Genomic DNA, 16,513 nt, shown 5'->3' on the forward strand with positions numbered 1-16,513 from the left:
TGGCCCGGCGGCTGGCGCTCGGTGTGGCGAGCACCTGCGTGGTGCTGGACCCGCCGCTCGTGGTGCTCGCCGGGGCGGTCGGGCAGGCCGGCGGGGCGGCGCTGGCCGAGCGGGTGCAGCACGAGGTCGCCGCGATCACGCTGGTCCGGCCCCGGGTGGTCACCACCGGGCTGACCGAGGAGCCGATCCTGCGCGGCGCGCTGCGGACCGCGCTGGACGCCGTACGCGACGAGGTGTTCGGCTCGACGATCGGCTGACCGCGTCGTGCACCCTGGCGCCATGTGAAGGAATCCTTCAGCAAGGCGCCAGGGTTCGCAAGGAGTTGCCGGGATGCGGCTCCGGTCAGATCAGGTCGCGGCGACGGAACACGGTGAACGCCGCGGCCACCAGGGCGCCGGTGAGCCCGACCAGCACCACCACGCCCGACGTCCAGGTCAGTGTGTACGAGCCGTCGCAGTAGCCGGAGATCCCGGGGCCGCAGGCGTTGTTGTCCCAGAGCCGTACCTCACCGGACAGCCAGGCCGCCAGATAGCTGGACAGCATGTACCGATCAGGCCGGCCGACCTCGAGGATCTGGAACACCAGCCGCGCACCCAGCTCCCACACCACCACGTACGCGGCCACCGTGCCCAGCGCCGCCGAGGTGTGCCGGCCCAGCGTGGCCACGGCGAACCCGAGCGCCGCGGCGAGCAGCACCAGCACCAGCCCGCGTACCCAGATCGCGGCGAGCGACGGCCAGAAGTCGCCACCGGTCCGCCCGACCAGGCCGGACGCCTGGCCGATCAACCAGAACGCCCCGAGGTACGCCGCCGACGCCAGCACCGACAGGCCGAGCAGCCCGCCCAGCAGCGTGCCGAGCTTCGCCGCGAGCACAGTGGGCCGCCGGGGCCGCCACAGCAGCAGGTTGACCACCCCGCCCGAGTTCAGGTCGGCCCCGATGTAGGAGGCGCCGACCAGGAACCCGAACAGCGTCAGGAACGCGATCAGGAAGTAGAGCAGCGGCTCGGCCTCCTTGGCGAAGACGAAGACACCGCTGAGGTAGTCGGCAGCGCTCGGTAGATCCTCGAGCTGGGCCGGATCGATCTGGGCGCAGTCGCGCGGCAGGTAGTCGTTCTCACCCGGCGGGAGCGAACCCTCCCGGATCCGCAGGCAGCGGTCGTACGTCATCTCCATCTGGCGCACGCTCTCCGCCGCCTGCGCCTGGGCCCGGCTCAGCTCCGCCGGGCTCGGCCGGTGCGAACCGGCGAGCGTGGTCACCACTGTCACCGCGAAGGCGACAGCCAGCAGCACCATCATGAGCTGCACGAAACGCCGTGCGGCCAGTCGCTCCAGCTCGGCACGGACCAGGTTCACGCGTCCACCTCCCGGGTCTCGCGGACGTCGAGATCGATCACTCCGTCGCTCGGCGCTGCACCGTCGACCTGCCGCGGCACCGCCACGTGCTCGTGGCCGCCGGTCAGCTCCAGGAAGACGCTCTCCAGGTCCGGCCGCAGCGGGACCAGCTCGCGTACCCACATGCCCTGCTCGCCGAGCGTCCGGCTGATCGTCTCCGGATCCTGCACACCGGTCACCACGAGGTGGTCCGGCGCGACGGCCACCGACAGGCCGGCCCGGCCCAGCAGCTCCCCGGCCCGCTCCGGGTCGGCCACCCGGACCCGCCACTGGTGCTGGTCGAAGCCGGCCAGCACCTCTTGCACCGGCCCGTACGCGACCCGCTGCCCCCGGCTCACGATCGTCACGTGGTCGCAGATCAACTGGATCTCGGCCAGGATGTGGCTGGACAGCAGCACCGTCACCCCGGCCTCGGCCAGCGACCGGGTCAGGTCGCGCATCTCCCGGATGCCGGCCGGGTCCAGCCCGTTCGCCGGCTCGTCCAGGATCAGCAGCTCCGGGCTCTTCAGCAGGGCCGACGCGACCGCCAGCCGCTGCTTCATGCCCAGCGAGTAACCCTTGACCCGCTCGTGGCCCCGGTCGCGCAGCCCGACCTGCTCCAGCACCTCGTCCACCCGGCTGGTCGGCACACCGCCGGCCAGCGCCAGCAACCGCAGCGTCCGGTGCGCGGTGAAGTTGGCGAAGAACTGCGGGCTCTCCACGATCGCGCCGACCCGGCCGGCCACGTCCGGCAGGTGCTCGGGTGACTCGGCGCCCAGCACGCGCATCCGCCCGGAGTCCGGCCGGACCAGCCCCAGCAGCGCACGCAGCGTGGTGGTCTTCCCGGACCCGTTCGGCCCGAGGAAACCGTGCACCTGGCCCGCCTCGACCAGCATGTCGAAGCCGTCGACGGCGACCCGGCGCCCCTGGCGCAGCGTGTGGAACGTCTTGCGGAGACCCGCGATCTCGATGACCGCGCTCATCCGCGCGCCTTCCGGCAGCGGTCGGGCATGGGTGTCCTTCCGGAAGTGGTGACCAACGACACGGCGCCCCACCCTATGGCGGCGGCGCCGCCCGTGGGGGGCGCCGGGCCGGGTGCGTGATTGGATGGAGCGGTGACTGGTGACCTGATCCCCGGCGCCCCGGGCGCCCCCGCCCCCTCGACCGTGGACGCGGATCTGGTGGTCAGCCTCGACGGGGTCGTCGTCAAGCGTTCCGGCACCGCGCTGGTGCACGACGTCGACTGGCGGGTCGAGCTGGACGAACGGTGGGTGGTACTCGGGCCGAACGGCGCGGGCAAGACCACGCTGCTCAACCTGGCCGCCGGCCGGCTGCACCCGACCAGCGGCGTCGCGCACGTGCTCGGCGAGCGCATCGGCCGTACCGACGTCAACGAGCTGCGTACCCGCATCGGTCTGTCCACCGCGACGCTCGCCGAGCGGATCCCCGCCGAGGAGCGGGTCGTCGACGTGGTGGTGACCGCCGCCTGGTCGGTGGTCGGCCGCTGGCGGGAGAGCTACGACCGCACCGACGTGGCGCGCGCCGCCGCGCTGCTGCGCCAGCTCGGCGTCGGCCACCTCACCGACCGCACGTACGGCACGCTGTCGGAGGGCGAGCGCAAGCGCGTGCAGATCGCCCGCGCCCTGATGACCGACCCGGAGCTGCTGCTGCTCGACGAGCCCGCCGCCGGGCTCGACCTGGGCGGGCGCGAGGACCTGGTGGCCCGGCTGGCCGAGCTGGCGTACGACCCGGACGCGCCGGCGATGGTGCTGGTCACCCACCACGTGGAGGAGATCCCGCCGGGCTTCACCCACGCGCTGCTGCTGCGCGAGGGTGCCGTGGTGGCGCAGGGCCTGCTCGCCGACGTGCTCACCGCCGACAACCTGTCGAAGACGTTCGGCCTTCCGCTCGTGGTCACGCGGTCCGGCGACCGCTGGGCCGCCCGCGCCGCCTGAGCGACGGGACGACACCGTGCCGCAGACCCGGATCGCCGTCGTCGGCAGCGCCAACATGGACCTGGTCGGCATCGGCGCCGCGCTGCCCCGGCCCGGCGAGACGGTGCTGGGCGACGACTTCGTCATGCTGCCCGGCGGCAAGGGTGCCAACCAGGCGGTCGCCGCGGTACGCGCCGGCGCGTCCTGCGTCTTCCTGGGCGCGATCGGCTCGGACTCGTTCGGCGTGACGCTGCGCGCCCGCATGACCGCGGCCGGCGTGGACACCGGCCACCTGCGGGTGGTCTACGGCCCGTCCGGCGTCGCGCTGGTCATGGTCGGCGGCGCGGGGGAGAACGCCATCCTGGTCACCCCCGGCGCGAACGCCGCGTTCACGTCGCTGACCGCGGACGAGCTTTCCGCCGTACGCGATGCGGACGTGCTGGTCGCGCAGCTGGAGGTGCCGGTCGAGACGGTGACCGAGGCGGCGCTGGCGGCCCGGTCGGCGGGCACCCGGGTGGTGCTCAACGCCGCGCCGGCCCGGTCGGTGCCGGCCGAGTTGCTCGCGGCCACCGACCTGCTCGTGGTGAACGAGCCGGAGGCGCAGGCGCTGACCGGCCGCGGCCGGGACGAGCCGGCGGCGCTGCTGGACCTGGTGCCCCGGGCGGTGCTCACGCTCGGCGGCGACGGCGCCTGGTACGTCGACCGGGACCGCCCGGCGACGCACGTGCCGGCGGTGCCGGTGGACGTGGTCGACTCGACCGCCGCCGGGGACGCGTTCACCGCCGCGCTCGCGGTGGCCTGGGGCGAGGGGCGGGATCTGGCCGACGCGGTGCGCTGGGCGGCGGCCGCCGGTGCGGCGTGCGTACGCAAGCTCGGCGCCTCGGTCGCGCTGCCCCATCGGGCGGAGATCGACGAGCTGTTCGAGTGTTAGGAAGGGCCCCTTTTACTACCGGAGGCGTTAAGAAGGGGCCCTTCCTTACACCTCGTCGGTGAGGCGTTCGCCGCGCCGGCGCAGCATGCCGAGCCCGGGGATGCCGGCGACCGCGAGCTTGAGATCTCGCGTGACGTCCAGCAGGTCGTGCAGGTCCGGGCCGACCCGGTCCAGCGTGGCAAGGATCGGCAGCACGTCCGAGGTGAGGTGGTCCTTGAGCTTCGGCAACTCGTCCACGAGCCGGATCGCGGCGGTCACCTCCTCCGGGCTGAGCTGCTCCACGAAGCGCGCCGCCATCGGCGCGGCCCGGCGCAGCGTCGCCTCGTACGCGGCCAACAGTTCGTTTGCCACGCCGGTGGCCTTCTCGGCGGTGGCGAGGGTGCCCGCCGCCCGCGCGGTCACCGTCTCCGCCTCGGTCACCACACCGGCCGCGGTCCGGGCCACCCGGTCGGCCTCGCCGACCACCACGGCCGCCGCCTCGGAGACCCGCTGCGCCTCGCCGACCACGACAGTCGCCGCGGCGGCAACCTCGGTCGCCGTGTCGATCGCCGCGGTGGCGGCGGCGCTGATCACCGCCACCTCGCGGACCGCCGTCTCCGCGTCGGTGAGCACCCGGTCGGTGCGGTCGAGCGTGCCCTCGATCCGGTCCACCACCCCGTCGATCCGCCGGACCAGCGCCTCCACCTGGTCGAGGACGGCGAAGGCGCGAGCGGGCACCGAGGCCACCGTGGCGGCCGAGCCGAGCGCCTGGTCCACTGCGGTACGGGTGAGGCCGAGCAGGGCGCCGGGCCGGGGAAGAGGGATCGCCATGACATCCAGTGTGCGGCGTCGTGACCAGTGCCGCCCGGCGGCGGCCGGGCGGCGACTGTCACGCCGGGGCCGTCGGGCGGCGTAGGGTGCCGGCATGCCCACCCCCGGCCCGGCGTCGCGGCGACTACTCGCCTGCGGCCTGGTCGCGCTGCTCGCTGTCGTCCTGGGCGCCCTGCTCCTGGCCCGCGCCGACGCCGGTCTGAGCACCCGGCGGGCGACCGTGGCGGGAGTGCCGCTGACCGAGGTCCGGGCGGACAGCGTGAGCGGCGACCGGCGGCCCGGGGTGGTGATCGCGCACGGCTTCGCCGGGTCGGCTCGGCTGATGCGGCCGCTCGCCGACTCGGTGGCCCGCCGGGGCGGGATCGCGGTGCTGCTCGACTTCGCCGGCCACGGCGCCAGCCACGCCCGGCTACCCGGTGCGGGCCGGGACGAGGAACGCAGCCGGGCGCTGCTGCGGCACGACCTGGACGTGGCGGTCGCCTGGCTGCGCGGGCGTCCCGGCGTCGACCCGGACCGGATCGTCCTGGTCGGGCACTCGATGGGCGCCGGCGCTGTGACCCGGTACGCGGTCGCGCATCCGGAGATCGACCGGACCGTGGCGATCTCGCTGCCCGACGGCGGTGACGTGCCGGCCGGCTGGCCGGGGCGGCTGACGCTCGTGGTGGGCGGGCTGGAGTTCGCCGGTTTCCGTCAGGCCGTCGACGAGGCGTCACGGGACGCGGCGCCGGGCACCCGCACGCGGGTGGTGGCGCCCGGCGTGGAGCACGTGTCGGTGCTGTTCGCGCCGCGTACGCACGCCGCGGTGCTCGACGCGCTGCCGGACCCTGCCGGCGGGCCGCCGCCGTCCCCGCTGACCCGGCCGGCCGGTGCCGGGCTGCTGCTGGCGGGGTTCGCACTGGGCTTCGTGCCGCTTGCCGCGCTGCTGCCGCGCCGGGCGCGGGCGGGCACCGGCGGTCCGCGTACCGGGCGGTGGCTCGCCGCGACGGTGCCGGCGGCGGGCGTGGGGGCCGTGCTCGCCGCGCTGCTGCCGACCGCCCGGCTGCCGCTCGCCGTGGGCGGATATGTGGCGGTGTTCCTGCTGCTCACCGGCGTGCTGCTGGCCGCCGCGGCGCGCTTCACGCAACCCCGCCGGTCGCCGGCGACCGGTGGTGGCGTCCGGTCCGCTGTCGTCGCCGTCGTGCTCCTCGGGTACGCGGTGCTCGCCGTCGCGCTGCCACTTCATCTCGGTCTCACCTCGACCGTGCCGGTCGGGGCCCGGTGGTGGCTGCTGCCCCTGGTGACGTTCTGCTGCCTGACGTTCCTGCTCGGCGCCGAGCGGCTCACGGACGGCCACGGCGTCCGGTACGCGGCCACCGGCGGGATCGCCGTGCTGGTGCTCGCCGTCGCCGCGGTGGCCGGGCTGGCACCCGGGTTCGTGCTGCTGGTGGTGCCGCTGTTCGCGGCGCTGGTGGCCTGGCAGGCGGCCTGGGCCGTGGTGCTGCGCCGCCGTGCCGCGCCGTGGTGGCTGGCGCCGTCGGTCGGGGCGGTGGTGCTGGCCTGGCCGATCGCGACCACGCTGCCGCTGACCTGACCGGCGCCGGTCGGCTCAGCGGCGGTCGGTCTGCTGTTCCACGGCGCGTTGCACGGCCCGGTAGATCTGCCCGAACCGCAGCGCGTCGGGCGTACGCACCAGCATCGTCTCCCGGCCGTGGTGCTGCACCCACAGCTCGTGCACCCGGTTGCCGCGCTCGTAGGAACGGTCGAGCCAGCCGAGCGGCACCTCCAGGAACGGGGTGAGCGCCAGTCCCACCACCACGAAGGCGGCCAGGATGATCAGGGCCAGTTTCCACTCGCCCCGGTCCTGCGCGGACCAGGCCAGCGAGAGCACGCAGACCACCGCGACGAGGGGTGGTAGCGACAGCAGCAGGACCAGCACCCCGCGGCCCAGCACCCGTCCCCGGACGGCGAGTGTGGTGGTGCCGCGCGCGTGCCAGACGTACGTGACGTCGGCGAGCGCGACGGCCTGACCGCCCGCGTGGATGGCCTCGGAGGTGACCTGCACGGTGTCATCCCGGTAATAGAGGACCATGAATCAGCCTAACCGCGCGTGTCGATGCCGGCGACGCGTGCGCCGGTAGGCTGGCGGCATGACGGACCGGAGCGGGGCCGGAACCGGCGGCGACGAGCAGGCGCGCAACGTCGAGGTGGTCAAGCGCTACCTGCGCACCTTCGTCACGAAGGACCTGGCCGAACTGGCCGAGGTGGTCGACGAGGACGTGGAGATCTACGGCTCCGGCAGCGCGGTACGCGGCCGGCGCTACACCGAGGCGGCCGTGTCCTCGCCCGGCCTGACCGTGCTCGACCAGGAGATCCGGGAGATCTTCGCGGCCGGGGACCGGGTGGTGGTGTCGCTGGCGCAGACGTACCGGCGGGACGCGACAGGGGCGACCACGGTGCAGAGCGCCTGCAAGATGTACCGCCTGGCCGGCGGCCGGATCGTCCAGTTCTGGGGCGAGCAGGACACCTACGGCCTGTTGCGCGGGCTGGGCCTGCTGCCGGACGAGCCGATCACGTTCTGACCGGGCGTGGCAGCACCGGTCGCGGGACGGCCGGTCGCGGGACGGCCGGGGCGATCCGGCGCGGCCGGCAGGCTCTCCATGGCCCGCTGCACCGCCCGGTAGACCTGCCCGAAGCGCATGGCGTCGCGGGTGTGCAGCAGCCGCACCGGGCGGCCCCGCCATTGCGCCCACATCTCCATCTCCCGGCTGCCCCGGGCGTACGAGCGGTCCAGGTGTTCGAAGAGGAAGTCCGCGAGCGGGCCGACGGCGAGGCCGACCAGCACCGAGACGCCGACGATGGCGACGGTGACCGCCGCCGAGCGCTGGAGCCACACGGCCAGCGCGATGCCCAGCACGGCGGCCACCAGCGGCCCGGCGAGCGCGGCCCCGATCGCGCCGCGTCCGGCGAGCACCCGCCAGGAGCGGTCGCCCCGCCGGTGCCACACGGTGGTCAGTTCGGCCAGCGGGTAGCTGCGCCCGTCCACCCGTACCGCGGTGGAGGTGACCTGGACGGAACGGTCGTCGTAGTAGGTGATCATGGCCTCACTCCCGGTGGCGGGGCGGCGGCGACTCCGGCGGCGACCTGGGGAGTCGCCGACACCACACTGTCTACCCCAACGAGGCGAGTCGTAAGGTTGGCACGCGACTTCGACGAGGAAGTGAGGGCAGCGTGGGCGAGTTCGTCAGGCTGGAAGTGAAGGACGGCATCGGCACCATCCGGCTGGAGCGGCCGCCGATGAACGCGCTCAACACCCAGGTGCAGGAGGAGTTGCGCGCCGCCGCCTCGGCGGCCACCGCCGACGCCGAGGTCCGCGCCGTGATCGTGTACGGCGGCGAGAAGGTCTTCGCGGCCGGTGCGGACATCAAGGAGATGGCCGACATGTCCTACGTGGACATGGCGGAGCGCGCGGCTGACCTGTCCAGCGCGCTCGGTGCGATCGCCCGCATCCCCAAGCCGGTCGTCGCCGCGATCACCGGCTACGCGCTCGGCGGCGGCTGCGAGCTGGCGCTGGCCTGTGACTGGCGGATCGTCGCCGAGGACGCCAAGCTCGGCCAGCCGGAGATCAAGCTCGGCATCATCCCCGGTGCCGGCGGCACCCAGCGGCTGGCCCGCCTGGTCGGCCCGGCCCGCGCCAAGGATCTCATCATGACCGGGCGGATGGTCGACGCCGCCGAGGCGCTGCGCATCGGCCTGGCCGACCGGGTGGTCCCGGCCGCCGAGGTCTACGACGCCGCGGTGGCGTACGTGAAGCCGTTCCTGACCGGGCCGGTGCAGGCGCTGCGCGCGGCGAAGGCGGCTGTCGACGGCGGTCTGGACATGGACCTCACGTCGGGCCTGGCCTGGGAGAGTCAGCTCTTCGCGGCGCTGTTCGCCACCGACGACCGGCGCGAGGGCATGGCCGCGTTCGTGGAGAAGCGTAAGCCGGGCTTCACCGGTCGCTGACGCGAGAGCTGTTCACATCTGGTGTACCGGCCAGTAGCGTGACCCCGGTCGGTCGACGAAGGGGAATGGCATGACGGAGCGGATCGAGGGCCACGGGGGCGATCTGGCACTCGCGGCACTACGCGCGCACGGCGTACGGGAGATGTTCACGCTGTCCGGCGGGCACGTCTTCCCGCTCTACGACGCCGCGCACAAGGCGGGGTTCCCCCTCTACGACGTGCGGCACGAGCAGTCCGCGGTGTTCGCCGCCGAGGCGGTCGCCAAGCTCCAGCGCCGCCCCGGCCTGGCCGTGCTCACCGCCGGCCCCGGCGTCACAAACGGCGTCTCCGGCCTGACCAGCGCGTTCTTCAACGCCTCGCCGGTGCTGGTGCTCGGTGGGCGGGCGCCGCAGTTCCGCTGGGGCTCGGGCAGCCTCCAGGAGATGGACCACCTGCCGCTCGTCGCGCCGGTGACCAAGCACGCCGAGACGGTGTTCAGCGCCGACGACATCCCGCGCGCGGTGTCGGCGGCGCTGACCACCGCGCTCACCCCGCACCGCGGCCCGGTCTTCCTGGACTTCCCGCTGGAGGCGGTCTTCTCCGTCGGTGACGCCGACCTGCCGGCGGTCACGCCGCCGGCCCCGATCGAGCCGGACCCGGACGAGGTGGCGAAGGCGGCCCGCCTGATCGCCGGCGCGTCCCGGCCGGTGATCATCGCCGGTTCCGACGTGTACGCGGGCGACGCCGTCGACGCGCTGCGCGCCGCCGCCGAGTCGCTGCGGGTGCCGGTGTTCACGAACGGGATGGGCCGGGGCGCGCTGCCGCCGGAGCACCCGCTCGCCTTCGCCAAGGCCCGCCGGGTCGCGCTCAAGGGCGCCGACGTGGTCGTGGTGATCGGCACCCCGCTGGACTTCCGGCTCTCCTTCGGCGACTTCGGCGACGCCCAGGTGGTGCACGTCGTGGACGCACCGAGCCAGCGGGCCGGGCACGTGCAGCCGGCCGCCGCGCCGGCCGGTGACCTGCGGCTGATCCTGGGTGCGTTCGCCGACCACACCGGCGACCGGGCCGACCACGCCGACTGGATCGCCGAGCTGCGGACCGCCGAGGACGCGGCGAAGGCCCGCGACGCGGAGGAGATGGCCGCCGAGAGCGACCCGATCCGCCCGGCCCGGATCTACGGTGAGCTGCGCCGGGCGCTCACGCCTGATGCCATCACCATCGGCGACGGCGGCGACTTCGTGTCGTACGCCGGGCGGTACCTGGAGCCGGCCCAGCCCGGCACCTGGCTCGACCCCGGCCCGTACGGGTGCCTCGGCACCGGCATGGGCTACGCGATGGGCGCCCGGGTCAGCCACCCGGACCGGCAGATCTGCGTGCTGATGGGCGACGGCGCGGCCGGCTTCTCGCTGATGGACGTGGAGTCGCTGGTCCGGCAGAAGCTGCCGGTGGTGATCGTGGTCGGCAACAACGGCATCTGGGGGCTGGAGAAGCACCCGATGCGGGCGATGTACGGCTACGACGTGGCCGCCGACCTCCAGCCCGGCCTGCGCTACGACAAGGTGGTCGAGGCGCTCGGCGGCGCGGGCGAGACGGTGGAGAAGGCCGCCGACCTCGGGCCCGCGCTGGGGCGCGCGTTCGACTCGGGCGTGCCGTACCTGGTGAACGTGCTGACCGACCCCGCCGACGCGTACCCCCGTTCGTCGAACCTGGCCTGACCACGGCGCGTGGGGGCCGTCCGCCGGGTGACCGGCGGGCGGCCCGCGGCGCCTGTCAGACCTCGGGGCGGTCCCTGTCGTCCGGGCGGCGCAGTTCCTCCTCGCGGCGGCGCAGGTCCTCCTCCCAGAGCCGCAGCCGTTCCTGGTCCTCGCGGCGGGACCGCTCGTCGAGCGAGGCGAGGAACTCCGGGTCGTCGTCCGGGGCGAGCGGGCGGCGGGCCGGGGCGGCGGTACCGCCCGCGCCGGTGACGCCCACGGCTCCGGCCGGGCGCTCACGGCCCACGAGGAACCAGGCGATCGAGCCGACCAGCGGGAAGAACAGAATGATCAGCACCCAGATCATCCGGGGCAGCGCCTTGACCTTCTCCTCGTCGGCGGAGAGGCAGCTGATCAGCGCGCACACGGCGAGGACGATCTGGACCAGGAAGAGCAGCACGTAGAGGCGGGCCATGCCTCATGATGGCTCACCGCCGCTCGTCAGTGCACCCCGCCGAGCACGTGCGCCACGCCGAGCACCGCAAGCCCGGCCGCACCGAGCGCGGTCAGCGGCACCGACAAGCCGTCGAACCGGCGCGGTCCGGTGCCGGTGGCCCGGTGCCACGTCACCACCAGCACGGCGAGCCAGACCACCACCGCGAGCCCGGCCGGCGCCGCGTCCACGGGCCGGCCGCCGAACGCCGGCCGGAGCTGGAGCAGCATCACCGCGGTGAGCGTGAGCAGCGTCCGCCGCCACGCCAGCCGGGTGCGCTCGGGTTGCAGGCCGGGGTCACGGGTCACCGCGCGCCGCCCACCAGCACGGCGGCCACCAGCAGCAGCGCGCCGACCGCGACGACCAGCGCCAGGACGGCCGGGAAGCGGGACGCGGGCAACTCCTCGTTCAGCCGCATGGCGCGTTCGGTGCGCGCCCAGTGGTCGACCGCCCGGATCGAGACGGTGGCGCCGAGCAGCAGCAGCGCGATCGCGAGCGTCTCGCGCAGGTGGGCCAGGCGCAGCGGCGGCAGGAACTGCGCCGCGGCCAGCCCGCCCGCCACCAGTGCGAGACCTGTTCGCAGCCAGGCCAGGAACGTCCGTTCGTTCGCCAGCGAGAAGCGGTAGTCCGGCGGGGTGCCGACCGAACGCAGCTCACGCGGGTCGAACCAGCTCTTGATCGACTCCCACACGCTGCCGATTATCCGCTTTGCCCCGCGCCTAGCCTGGGGGGATGACCGATCTTGACGCGCGCGAGCTGCGTGACGCCTACGACAGCCAGATCCGACCGGAGCTGCCGGACCCGCTGCCGGACGGGGTGACTGTCGAGCACGACGGCCCGCTGTTCCGCGTGCTCGGGCTCGACCACCGCGGCTTCCTCACCTACCGGACGCTCGACGGCCTGGCCGGCGCCGAGCTGGACGCCCTGATCGCCCGGCAGGTCGAGGTCTTCCGATCTCGGGGCGAGGCGGTCGAGTGGAAGCTCGCCGGTCACGACGAGCCGGCCGACCTGGCCGACCGGCTGCGCGCCGCCGGGTTCGTCCCGGAGGACCAGGAGACAGTCGTGGTCGGCCCGGTCGCGCCGCTCGCCGCCGCCGTCCCGGTGCTCCCCGAGGGGGTACGCCTGCGCGAGGTCACCAGCCGGGCCGACCTGGAGCGGATCGCCGCCATGGAGGAGGAGGTCTGGCGGGAGGACCGCAGCCACCTGGTGTACGGGCTGGCCCGGGAGATCGAGGCGGATCCGCAGTCGATCACTGTGGTGGTGGCCGAGGCGGGGGAGACGGTGGTCAGCGCGGGCTGGATCCGCTACCAGCGTGGCACCGGCTTCGCCAGCCTCTGGGGCGGTTCGACGCTGCCGCAGTGGCGCAAGAAGGGCATCTACCGGGCGCTGGTGGCGTACCGGGCGCGGCTGGCGCAGCAGCGCGGCAAGACGTTGCTGCAGGTGGACTGCTCGCCGGACAGCCGGCCCATCCTGGAGCGGCTCGGGCTCGTTGCGGTCACCACCACCACGCCCTACGTCTACACTCCGTGATCATGGAGCGGTTGACGGCGGACGAGCGGCTCACCCTGAAGACCGGCGCGTTCGGTGCCGTGTTCCTGGTCTCCAACGCCGTACCGGGGGTGCTGGCGATGGTGCGGGAGAGCTTCGCCGCCTCCGGCGCGCTCGGCGAGGTGGGCGGCGTGGTCAAGGAGGCGCTGACCACCGGGCCGCTGCCGCAACTCCCTCGGGACTCGGTCCTGGAGGTCGAGTCGGTGGTGCTGCCCGCGCTGGGCCGGTCGGTGAAGATCCTGCGCGCCAAGTCGCCGGGGGACGTCGAGACGTACCGGTCGGTGGTGCTGGACGCGGCGGATCGGGTGGCGCAGGCGCACCGGGGAATCGAGCCGGCCGAGGCGGCGGCGATCGAGAAGATCCGGCAGGCGCTGACCGAGGCTGCGTGACGGTGGTGAGTTGCGTCACTCCGGGCCGCCGGGGTGGCCATGCTACTTGCGGGTAACATTGCCTCGTGGGGAAGTGCACAGCTGCCCGCGGTTGACCCACGTTGCGTCACGCGGGAGGCTGCGCCCGTGACCGGGCGAGTGATCGCTACACCAAACAGGAGGGTCGTCGAAGCGCGATGAACATCGTCGTACTCGTCAAGCAGGTGCCCGATTCGGGCGCGGACCGCAACCTGCGTTCTGACGACAACACCGTCGACCGCGGTTCGGCGAACAACGTCATCAACGAGATGGACGAGTACGCCATCGAGGAGGCGTTGAAGATCAAGGAGGCGCACGGCGGCGAGGTCACCATCCTGACCATGGGTCCGGACCGGGCGACCGAGTCGATCCGAAAGGCGCTGTCCATGGGCCCGGACAAGGCCGTCCACGTCGTCGACGACGCCCTGCACGGTTCCTGCGCGGTGGCGACCTCGAAGGTGCTGGCCGCCGCCCTCGGTCAGCTGGGCGCCGACCTGGTCATCTGCGGTGCGGAGTCGACCGACGGCCGGGTGCAGGTCATGCCGCACATGATCGCCGAGCGGCTGGGTGTGGCCGCCCTGACCGGCGCGCGCAAGCTCACCGTCGACGGCTCGACGCTGACTGTCGAGCGGCAGACCGAGGAGGGCTACGAGGTGGTCACCGCCTCGACCCCGGCTGTGGTCTCCGTCTGGGACACCATCAACGAGCCGCGCTACCCGTCCTTCAAGGGCATCATGGCGGCCAAGAAGAAGCCGGTGCAGACGTTGTCCCTGGGCGACCTGGGCGTGGCCCCGGCCGAGGTGGGCTTCGACGGCGCCACCAGCGCCGTGGTGGAGCACTCCAAGCGCCCGCCGCGCTCCGGCGGCGAGAAGATCACCGACGAGGGCGACGGCGGCGTGAAGCTGGTCGAGTTCCTCGCCACCGAGAAGTTCGTGTGAGAGGTCGCTGACATGTCTGAGGTTCTCGTCGTCGTCGAAGCCACGAAGGAATTCGGCGTCAAGAAGGTCACCCTGGAGATGCTCACCCTCGCCCGCGAGCTGGGCACCCCGAGCGCCGTCGTGCTCGGTGGGGCCGGTGCCGCCGAGGCGTTGAGCGCCAAGCTGGGTGAGTACGGCGCGGAGAAGATCTACGCCGCCGAGGGTGAGGAGATCGACGGCTACCTGGTCGCCCCGAAGGCCACGGTGGTCGCCGAGCTGGTCAAGCGCGTCCAGCCGGCCGCGGTGCTGCTCGCCTCGTCACAGGAGGGCAAGGAGATCGCCGCCCGCCTGGCGGTCAAGCTGGACAACGGCATCCTGACCGACGTGGTCGGCCTGGCCGCCGACGGCACCGCCACCCAGGTCGCGTTCGCCGGCTCCACCATCGTCAAGTCGAAGGTCACCAAGGGCCTGCCGCTGGTCACCGTCCGGCCGAACTCGCTCAACCCGGCCCCGGCCGCGGCGACCCCGGCGGTCGAGCAGCTCACCGTGTCGGTCACCGACGCGGACAAGCTCGCCAAGGTCGTCGAGCGGGTCGCCGAGCAGAAGGGCTCCCGCCCCGAGCTGACCGAGGCGTCGGTGGTCGTCTCCGGCGGTCGCGGTGTCGGCAACGCCGACAACTTCAAGCTGGTCGAGGAGATGGCCGACCTGCTCGGCGGCGCGGTCGGCGCGTCCCGCGCGGCAGTCGACTCCGGCTACTACCCGCACCAGTTCCAGGTGGGTCAGACCGGCAAGACGGTCTCCCCGCAGCTCTACGTCGCGCTGGGCATCTCCGGTGCGATCCAGCACCGGGCCGGCATGCAGACCTCGAAGACCATCGTCGCGGTGAACAAGGACGCCGAGGCACCGATCTTCGAGCTGGCCGACTACGGCGTGGTCGGCGACCTGTTCAAGGTCGTCCCGCAGGCCGCCGAGGAGATCCGCAAGCGCAAGTGAGCGTCGCGTGAACGAAGGCCGCCGCCCGGTGCACCGGGCGGCGGCCTTTCTCGTAGGGAGCTGATCGGCGGGCCGGGGAGCTGAGCCGGCCCGCCGATCAGCCCGTCAGGGTGCCCCTCAGCAGGCTGTCGCCGGAGTGGGCGGGCTTGTTGTCGTACTGCTCCGCGCTGACGTCGACCACGGTGTAGGTGCGCAGGTCGACGTTCGGGGGGATCGGCAGGAGCGCGTCCCCTGATCCGTTGCTCAGCGTACCCACGGAGAACATATCCATCGTGTTCGGATCGATCAGCCAGACCTCGTAGTACCCCGGAACGCTCGGGAGATTCGCCACGTGCAGATGCAATCGGTGGTCGCCGAGCACCCGGGCGTCGCCGGAGGCGTCCTTCGGCGTCGAACCGAACGCGGCGAGCGGCGCGCTGGCCACCACCGGCGGCTCGGGGTCGGCCGGCTCGCCGCCGCCACCGCCGAGCACCGCGGCCGTACCGGCCACGCCGATCACCGCGGCGGCGGTGGCGGTGACCGCCGTGGTCGCCCACCCCGGCCAGCGCCGGCTCCGCCGCGGACGACGCGCCACGACGGGTACGGCGGCCGGCTCCACCGGGTCGGCCGGGCGCGGCAGGCGCCGATCGGTCAGCGCCGGCAGTTCCTCGGCGGCCCGGATCTCGGCCACGATGCCCTGCCAGATGTGCTCCGGCGGGTCGGGCAGCTCGGCCAGGCCCTGCGTGCCCGCGCCGAGCCCGGCGACGTGCTGGAGCGTCTCCATCTCGCCTCGGCAGTGGTCGCAGGTGTCCAGATGGGTGGCCTCGCCGTCAGCCGCCTCGCTCTCACCGAGCGCCAGAAAGACCAGCCGGTCGTGGTCCAGGTGCTGCACCGTCCACCTCCCATCTGCGTTTCAGGCTCTGCATGCCGCGTCTGATGTGACTCTTGACGGTGCCGAGCGGCACTCCGGTCACCGCCGCGATCTGCTGATGTGTCAGGTCGTCGTAGAACGCCAGCTCCAGCATCCGGCGCTGTTCGTCGGGGAGCCGGGCCAGCTCGTCGGCGACCACCAGCCGGTCGACCACGGTGTCCGGGTCGGGGCCGGTGGAGACCGGTTCCGGCAGTTGCTTCACCGTCTCGACCACCCGGGTCTCCCGGGCCGAGGCCCGGATCCGGTCGACCACCTTGCGCCGCCCGATTCCGAGCAGCCAGCCGACCAGTGAGCCTTTCGCCGGGTCGAACGTCTCCCGGCCGAGCCAGGCGGCGACGAACGTCGCCTGGGTCACGTCCTCGGCGTCACTGCGGTTCACGAGCGTCGTGGTGGCCAGGTGCAGCACCGCCCGCCCGTACCTGTCGTACGCCTCTCGCAGGGCCGCCTCGTCGCCGTCGCGGAACCGGGTGGCGAGGTCGTCCTCGCCCGGCGGTTCGGGGCCCTGCCTGGCCGCCGTCACCGGGCGGCTCGCCTTCCGTGGGGCATGCC

The 16,513-nt window shown here is 73.5% G+C and carries 20 protein-coding genes and 1 pseudogene; 11 read left to right on the forward strand and 10 right to left on the reverse strand.

Translation table 11 applies throughout. The annotated features are described in order from the left end of the window. Window positions 1-257, forward strand: a pseudogene (locus ACPCK6_RS11620) (ROK family transcriptional regulator); the annotation flags it as partial. 85 nt (window positions 258-342) lie between these two features. Here ACPCK6_RS11620 and ACPCK6_RS11625 read toward each other — a convergent pair. Then, window positions 343-1,353, reverse strand: coding sequence for an ABC transporter permease subunit (locus ACPCK6_RS11625; protein ID WP_423481109.1), 1,011 nt, complete (start codon window positions 1,351-1,353; stop codon window positions 343-345). Beyond that, complete coding sequence (locus ACPCK6_RS11630; RefSeq protein ID WP_423481110.1) at window positions 1,350-2,354, reverse strand: ATP-binding cassette domain-containing protein; 1,005 nt, start codon at window positions 2,352-2,354, stop codon at window positions 1,350-1,352. Before ACPCK6_RS11630 ends, ACPCK6_RS11625 begins: the two co-directional genes overlap by 4 nt. Window positions 2,355-2,486: 132 nt before the next feature. Here ACPCK6_RS11630 and ACPCK6_RS11635 point away from each other — a divergent pair, with 132 nt between their 5' ends. Both ACPCK6_RS11635 and ACPCK6_RS11640 read left to right on the forward strand, forming a co-directional pair. Next, complete coding sequence (locus ACPCK6_RS11635) at window positions 2,487-3,326, forward strand: ABC transporter ATP-binding protein (RefSeq protein WP_412098856.1); 840 nt, start codon at window positions 2,487-2,489, stop codon at window positions 3,324-3,326. A gap of 16 nt (window positions 3,327-3,342) precedes the next feature. Continuing rightward, entirely contained in the window at window positions 3,343-4,236 is an 894-nt protein-coding gene (locus tag ACPCK6_RS11640) for a ribokinase (RefSeq protein WP_423481111.1), read from the forward strand. 45 nt (window positions 4,237-4,281) lie between these two features. On the opposite strand, the gene ACPCK6_RS11645 is transcribed toward ACPCK6_RS11640, so the two are convergent. Continuing rightward, complete coding sequence (locus tag ACPCK6_RS11645; RefSeq protein ID WP_396880199.1) at window positions 4,282-5,046, reverse strand: hypothetical protein; 765 nt, start codon at window positions 5,044-5,046, stop codon at window positions 4,282-4,284. Window positions 5,047-5,140: 94 nt separating this feature from the next. Here ACPCK6_RS11645 and ACPCK6_RS11650 point away from each other — a divergent pair, with 94 nt between their 5' ends. Next, complete coding sequence (locus ACPCK6_RS11650; protein ID WP_423481112.1) at window positions 5,141-6,616, forward strand: alpha/beta fold hydrolase; 1,476 nt, start codon at window positions 5,141-5,143, stop codon at window positions 6,614-6,616. Between the two features lie 15 nt (window positions 6,617-6,631). Here the strand turns inward: ACPCK6_RS11650 and ACPCK6_RS11655 are convergent, their stop codons facing one another. Further along, window positions 6,632-7,114 carry a DUF6232 family protein gene (locus ACPCK6_RS11655; RefSeq protein WP_262016118.1) on the reverse strand — a complete coding sequence of 161 codons (483 nt, stop codon included), beginning with the start codon at window positions 7,112-7,114 and terminating at the stop codon, window positions 6,632-6,634. A 58-nt stretch (window positions 7,115-7,172) separates the two neighbouring features. Between ACPCK6_RS11655 and ACPCK6_RS11660 the strand changes: the two genes are divergently transcribed. Next, the gene (locus ACPCK6_RS11660) at window positions 7,173-7,604 is read left to right on the forward strand and encodes a nuclear transport factor 2 family protein (protein ID WP_396880202.1); all 432 of its coding nucleotides are present in this window, start codon (window positions 7,173-7,175) and stop codon (window positions 7,602-7,604) included. On the opposite strand, the gene ACPCK6_RS11665 is transcribed toward ACPCK6_RS11660, so the two are convergent. Next, window positions 7,550-8,122 (reverse strand): DUF6232 family protein, encoded by a 573-nt coding sequence (locus ACPCK6_RS11665; RefSeq protein WP_318332795.1) that lies wholly within the window; start codon window positions 8,120-8,122, stop codon window positions 7,550-7,552. The two genes, ACPCK6_RS11660 and ACPCK6_RS11665, sit on opposite strands and share 55 nt — an antisense overlap. Before the next feature lie 131 nt (window positions 8,123-8,253). Here ACPCK6_RS11665 and ACPCK6_RS11670 point away from each other — a divergent pair, with 131 nt between their 5' ends. Further along, window positions 8,254-9,027 carry an enoyl-CoA hydratase/isomerase family protein gene (locus tag ACPCK6_RS11670; RefSeq protein ID WP_120571337.1) on the forward strand — a complete coding sequence of 258 codons (774 nt, stop codon included), beginning with the start codon at window positions 8,254-8,256 and terminating at the stop codon, window positions 9,025-9,027. A 70-nt stretch (window positions 9,028-9,097) separates the two neighbouring features. Then, window positions 9,098-10,720 carry an acetolactate synthase gene (locus ACPCK6_RS11675; RefSeq protein WP_423481113.1) on the forward strand — a complete coding sequence of 541 codons (1,623 nt, stop codon included), beginning with the start codon at window positions 9,098-9,100 and terminating at the stop codon, window positions 10,718-10,720. 55 nt (window positions 10,721-10,775) lie between these two features. On the opposite strand, the gene ACPCK6_RS11680 is transcribed toward ACPCK6_RS11675, so the two are convergent. Genes ACPCK6_RS11680 through ACPCK6_RS11690 form a run of 3 tightly spaced genes read right to left on the reverse strand, consistent with a single transcriptional unit; the run spans window position 10,776 to window position 11,880 of the window. Further along, on the reverse strand, window positions 10,776-11,171 hold the full coding sequence (locus tag ACPCK6_RS11680) for a PLD nuclease N-terminal domain-containing protein (RefSeq protein WP_396880204.1): 396 nt from the start codon (window positions 11,169-11,171) through the stop codon (window positions 10,776-10,778). A gap of 26 nt (window positions 11,172-11,197) precedes the next feature. Further along, window positions 11,198-11,497: a DUF202 domain-containing protein gene (locus ACPCK6_RS11685; protein ID WP_396880205.1), complete on the reverse strand. Its 300-nt coding sequence runs from the start codon at window positions 11,495-11,497 to the stop codon at window positions 11,198-11,200. Then, window positions 11,494-11,880 carry a YidH family protein gene (locus tag ACPCK6_RS11690; protein ID WP_318332800.1) on the reverse strand — a complete coding sequence of 129 codons (387 nt, stop codon included), beginning with the start codon at window positions 11,878-11,880 and terminating at the stop codon, window positions 11,494-11,496. The genes ACPCK6_RS11685 and ACPCK6_RS11690 overlap by 4 nt, the downstream gene beginning before the upstream one ends. Window positions 11,881-11,921: 41 nt before the next feature. Here ACPCK6_RS11690 and ACPCK6_RS11695 point away from each other — a divergent pair, with 41 nt between their 5' ends. The 4 genes from ACPCK6_RS11695 to ACPCK6_RS11710 all read left to right on the forward strand — a co-directional run bounded on the left by ACPCK6_RS11695 (window position 11,922) and on the right by ACPCK6_RS11710 (window position 15,054). Further along, window positions 11,922-12,719: a GNAT family N-acetyltransferase gene (locus ACPCK6_RS11695; RefSeq protein WP_396880206.1), complete on the forward strand. Its 798-nt coding sequence runs from the start codon at window positions 11,922-11,924 to the stop codon at window positions 12,717-12,719. Window positions 12,720-12,721: 2 nt separating this feature from the next. Beyond that, window positions 12,722-13,126: a hypothetical protein gene (locus ACPCK6_RS11700; RefSeq protein ID WP_396880207.1), complete on the forward strand. Its 405-nt coding sequence runs from the start codon at window positions 12,722-12,724 to the stop codon at window positions 13,124-13,126. A 176-nt stretch (window positions 13,127-13,302) separates the two neighbouring features. Continuing rightward, complete coding sequence (locus ACPCK6_RS11705; RefSeq protein ID WP_318332803.1) at window positions 13,303-14,082, forward strand: electron transfer flavoprotein subunit beta/FixA family protein; 780 nt, start codon at window positions 13,303-13,305, stop codon at window positions 14,080-14,082. 12 nt (window positions 14,083-14,094) lie between these two features. Further along, window positions 14,095-15,054 carry an electron transfer flavoprotein subunit alpha/FixB family protein gene (locus tag ACPCK6_RS11710; RefSeq protein WP_013474293.1) on the forward strand — a complete coding sequence of 320 codons (960 nt, stop codon included), beginning with the start codon at window positions 14,095-14,097 and terminating at the stop codon, window positions 15,052-15,054. Between the two features lie 97 nt (window positions 15,055-15,151). On the opposite strand, the gene ACPCK6_RS11715 is transcribed toward ACPCK6_RS11710, so the two are convergent. Both ACPCK6_RS11715 and ACPCK6_RS11720 read right to left on the reverse strand, forming a co-directional pair. Further along, a complete protein-coding gene (locus tag ACPCK6_RS11715) occupies window positions 15,152-15,925 on the reverse strand; it encodes an anti-sigma factor (RefSeq protein ID WP_423481114.1) in 774 nt (257 codons plus the stop codon). After that, a complete protein-coding gene (locus tag ACPCK6_RS11720; protein WP_013284457.1) occupies window positions 15,879-16,484 on the reverse strand; it encodes an RNA polymerase sigma factor in 606 nt (201 codons plus the stop codon). Before ACPCK6_RS11720 ends, ACPCK6_RS11715 begins: the two co-directional genes overlap by 47 nt. Between the last annotated feature and the right edge of the window lie 29 nt (window positions 16,485-16,513).

Origin of the sequence: Micromonospora sp. AB353, from assembly GCF_049538395.1 — a bacterium.
GTDB lineage: Bacteria > Actinomycetota > Actinomycetes > Mycobacteriales > Micromonosporaceae > Micromonospora > Micromonospora aurantiaca.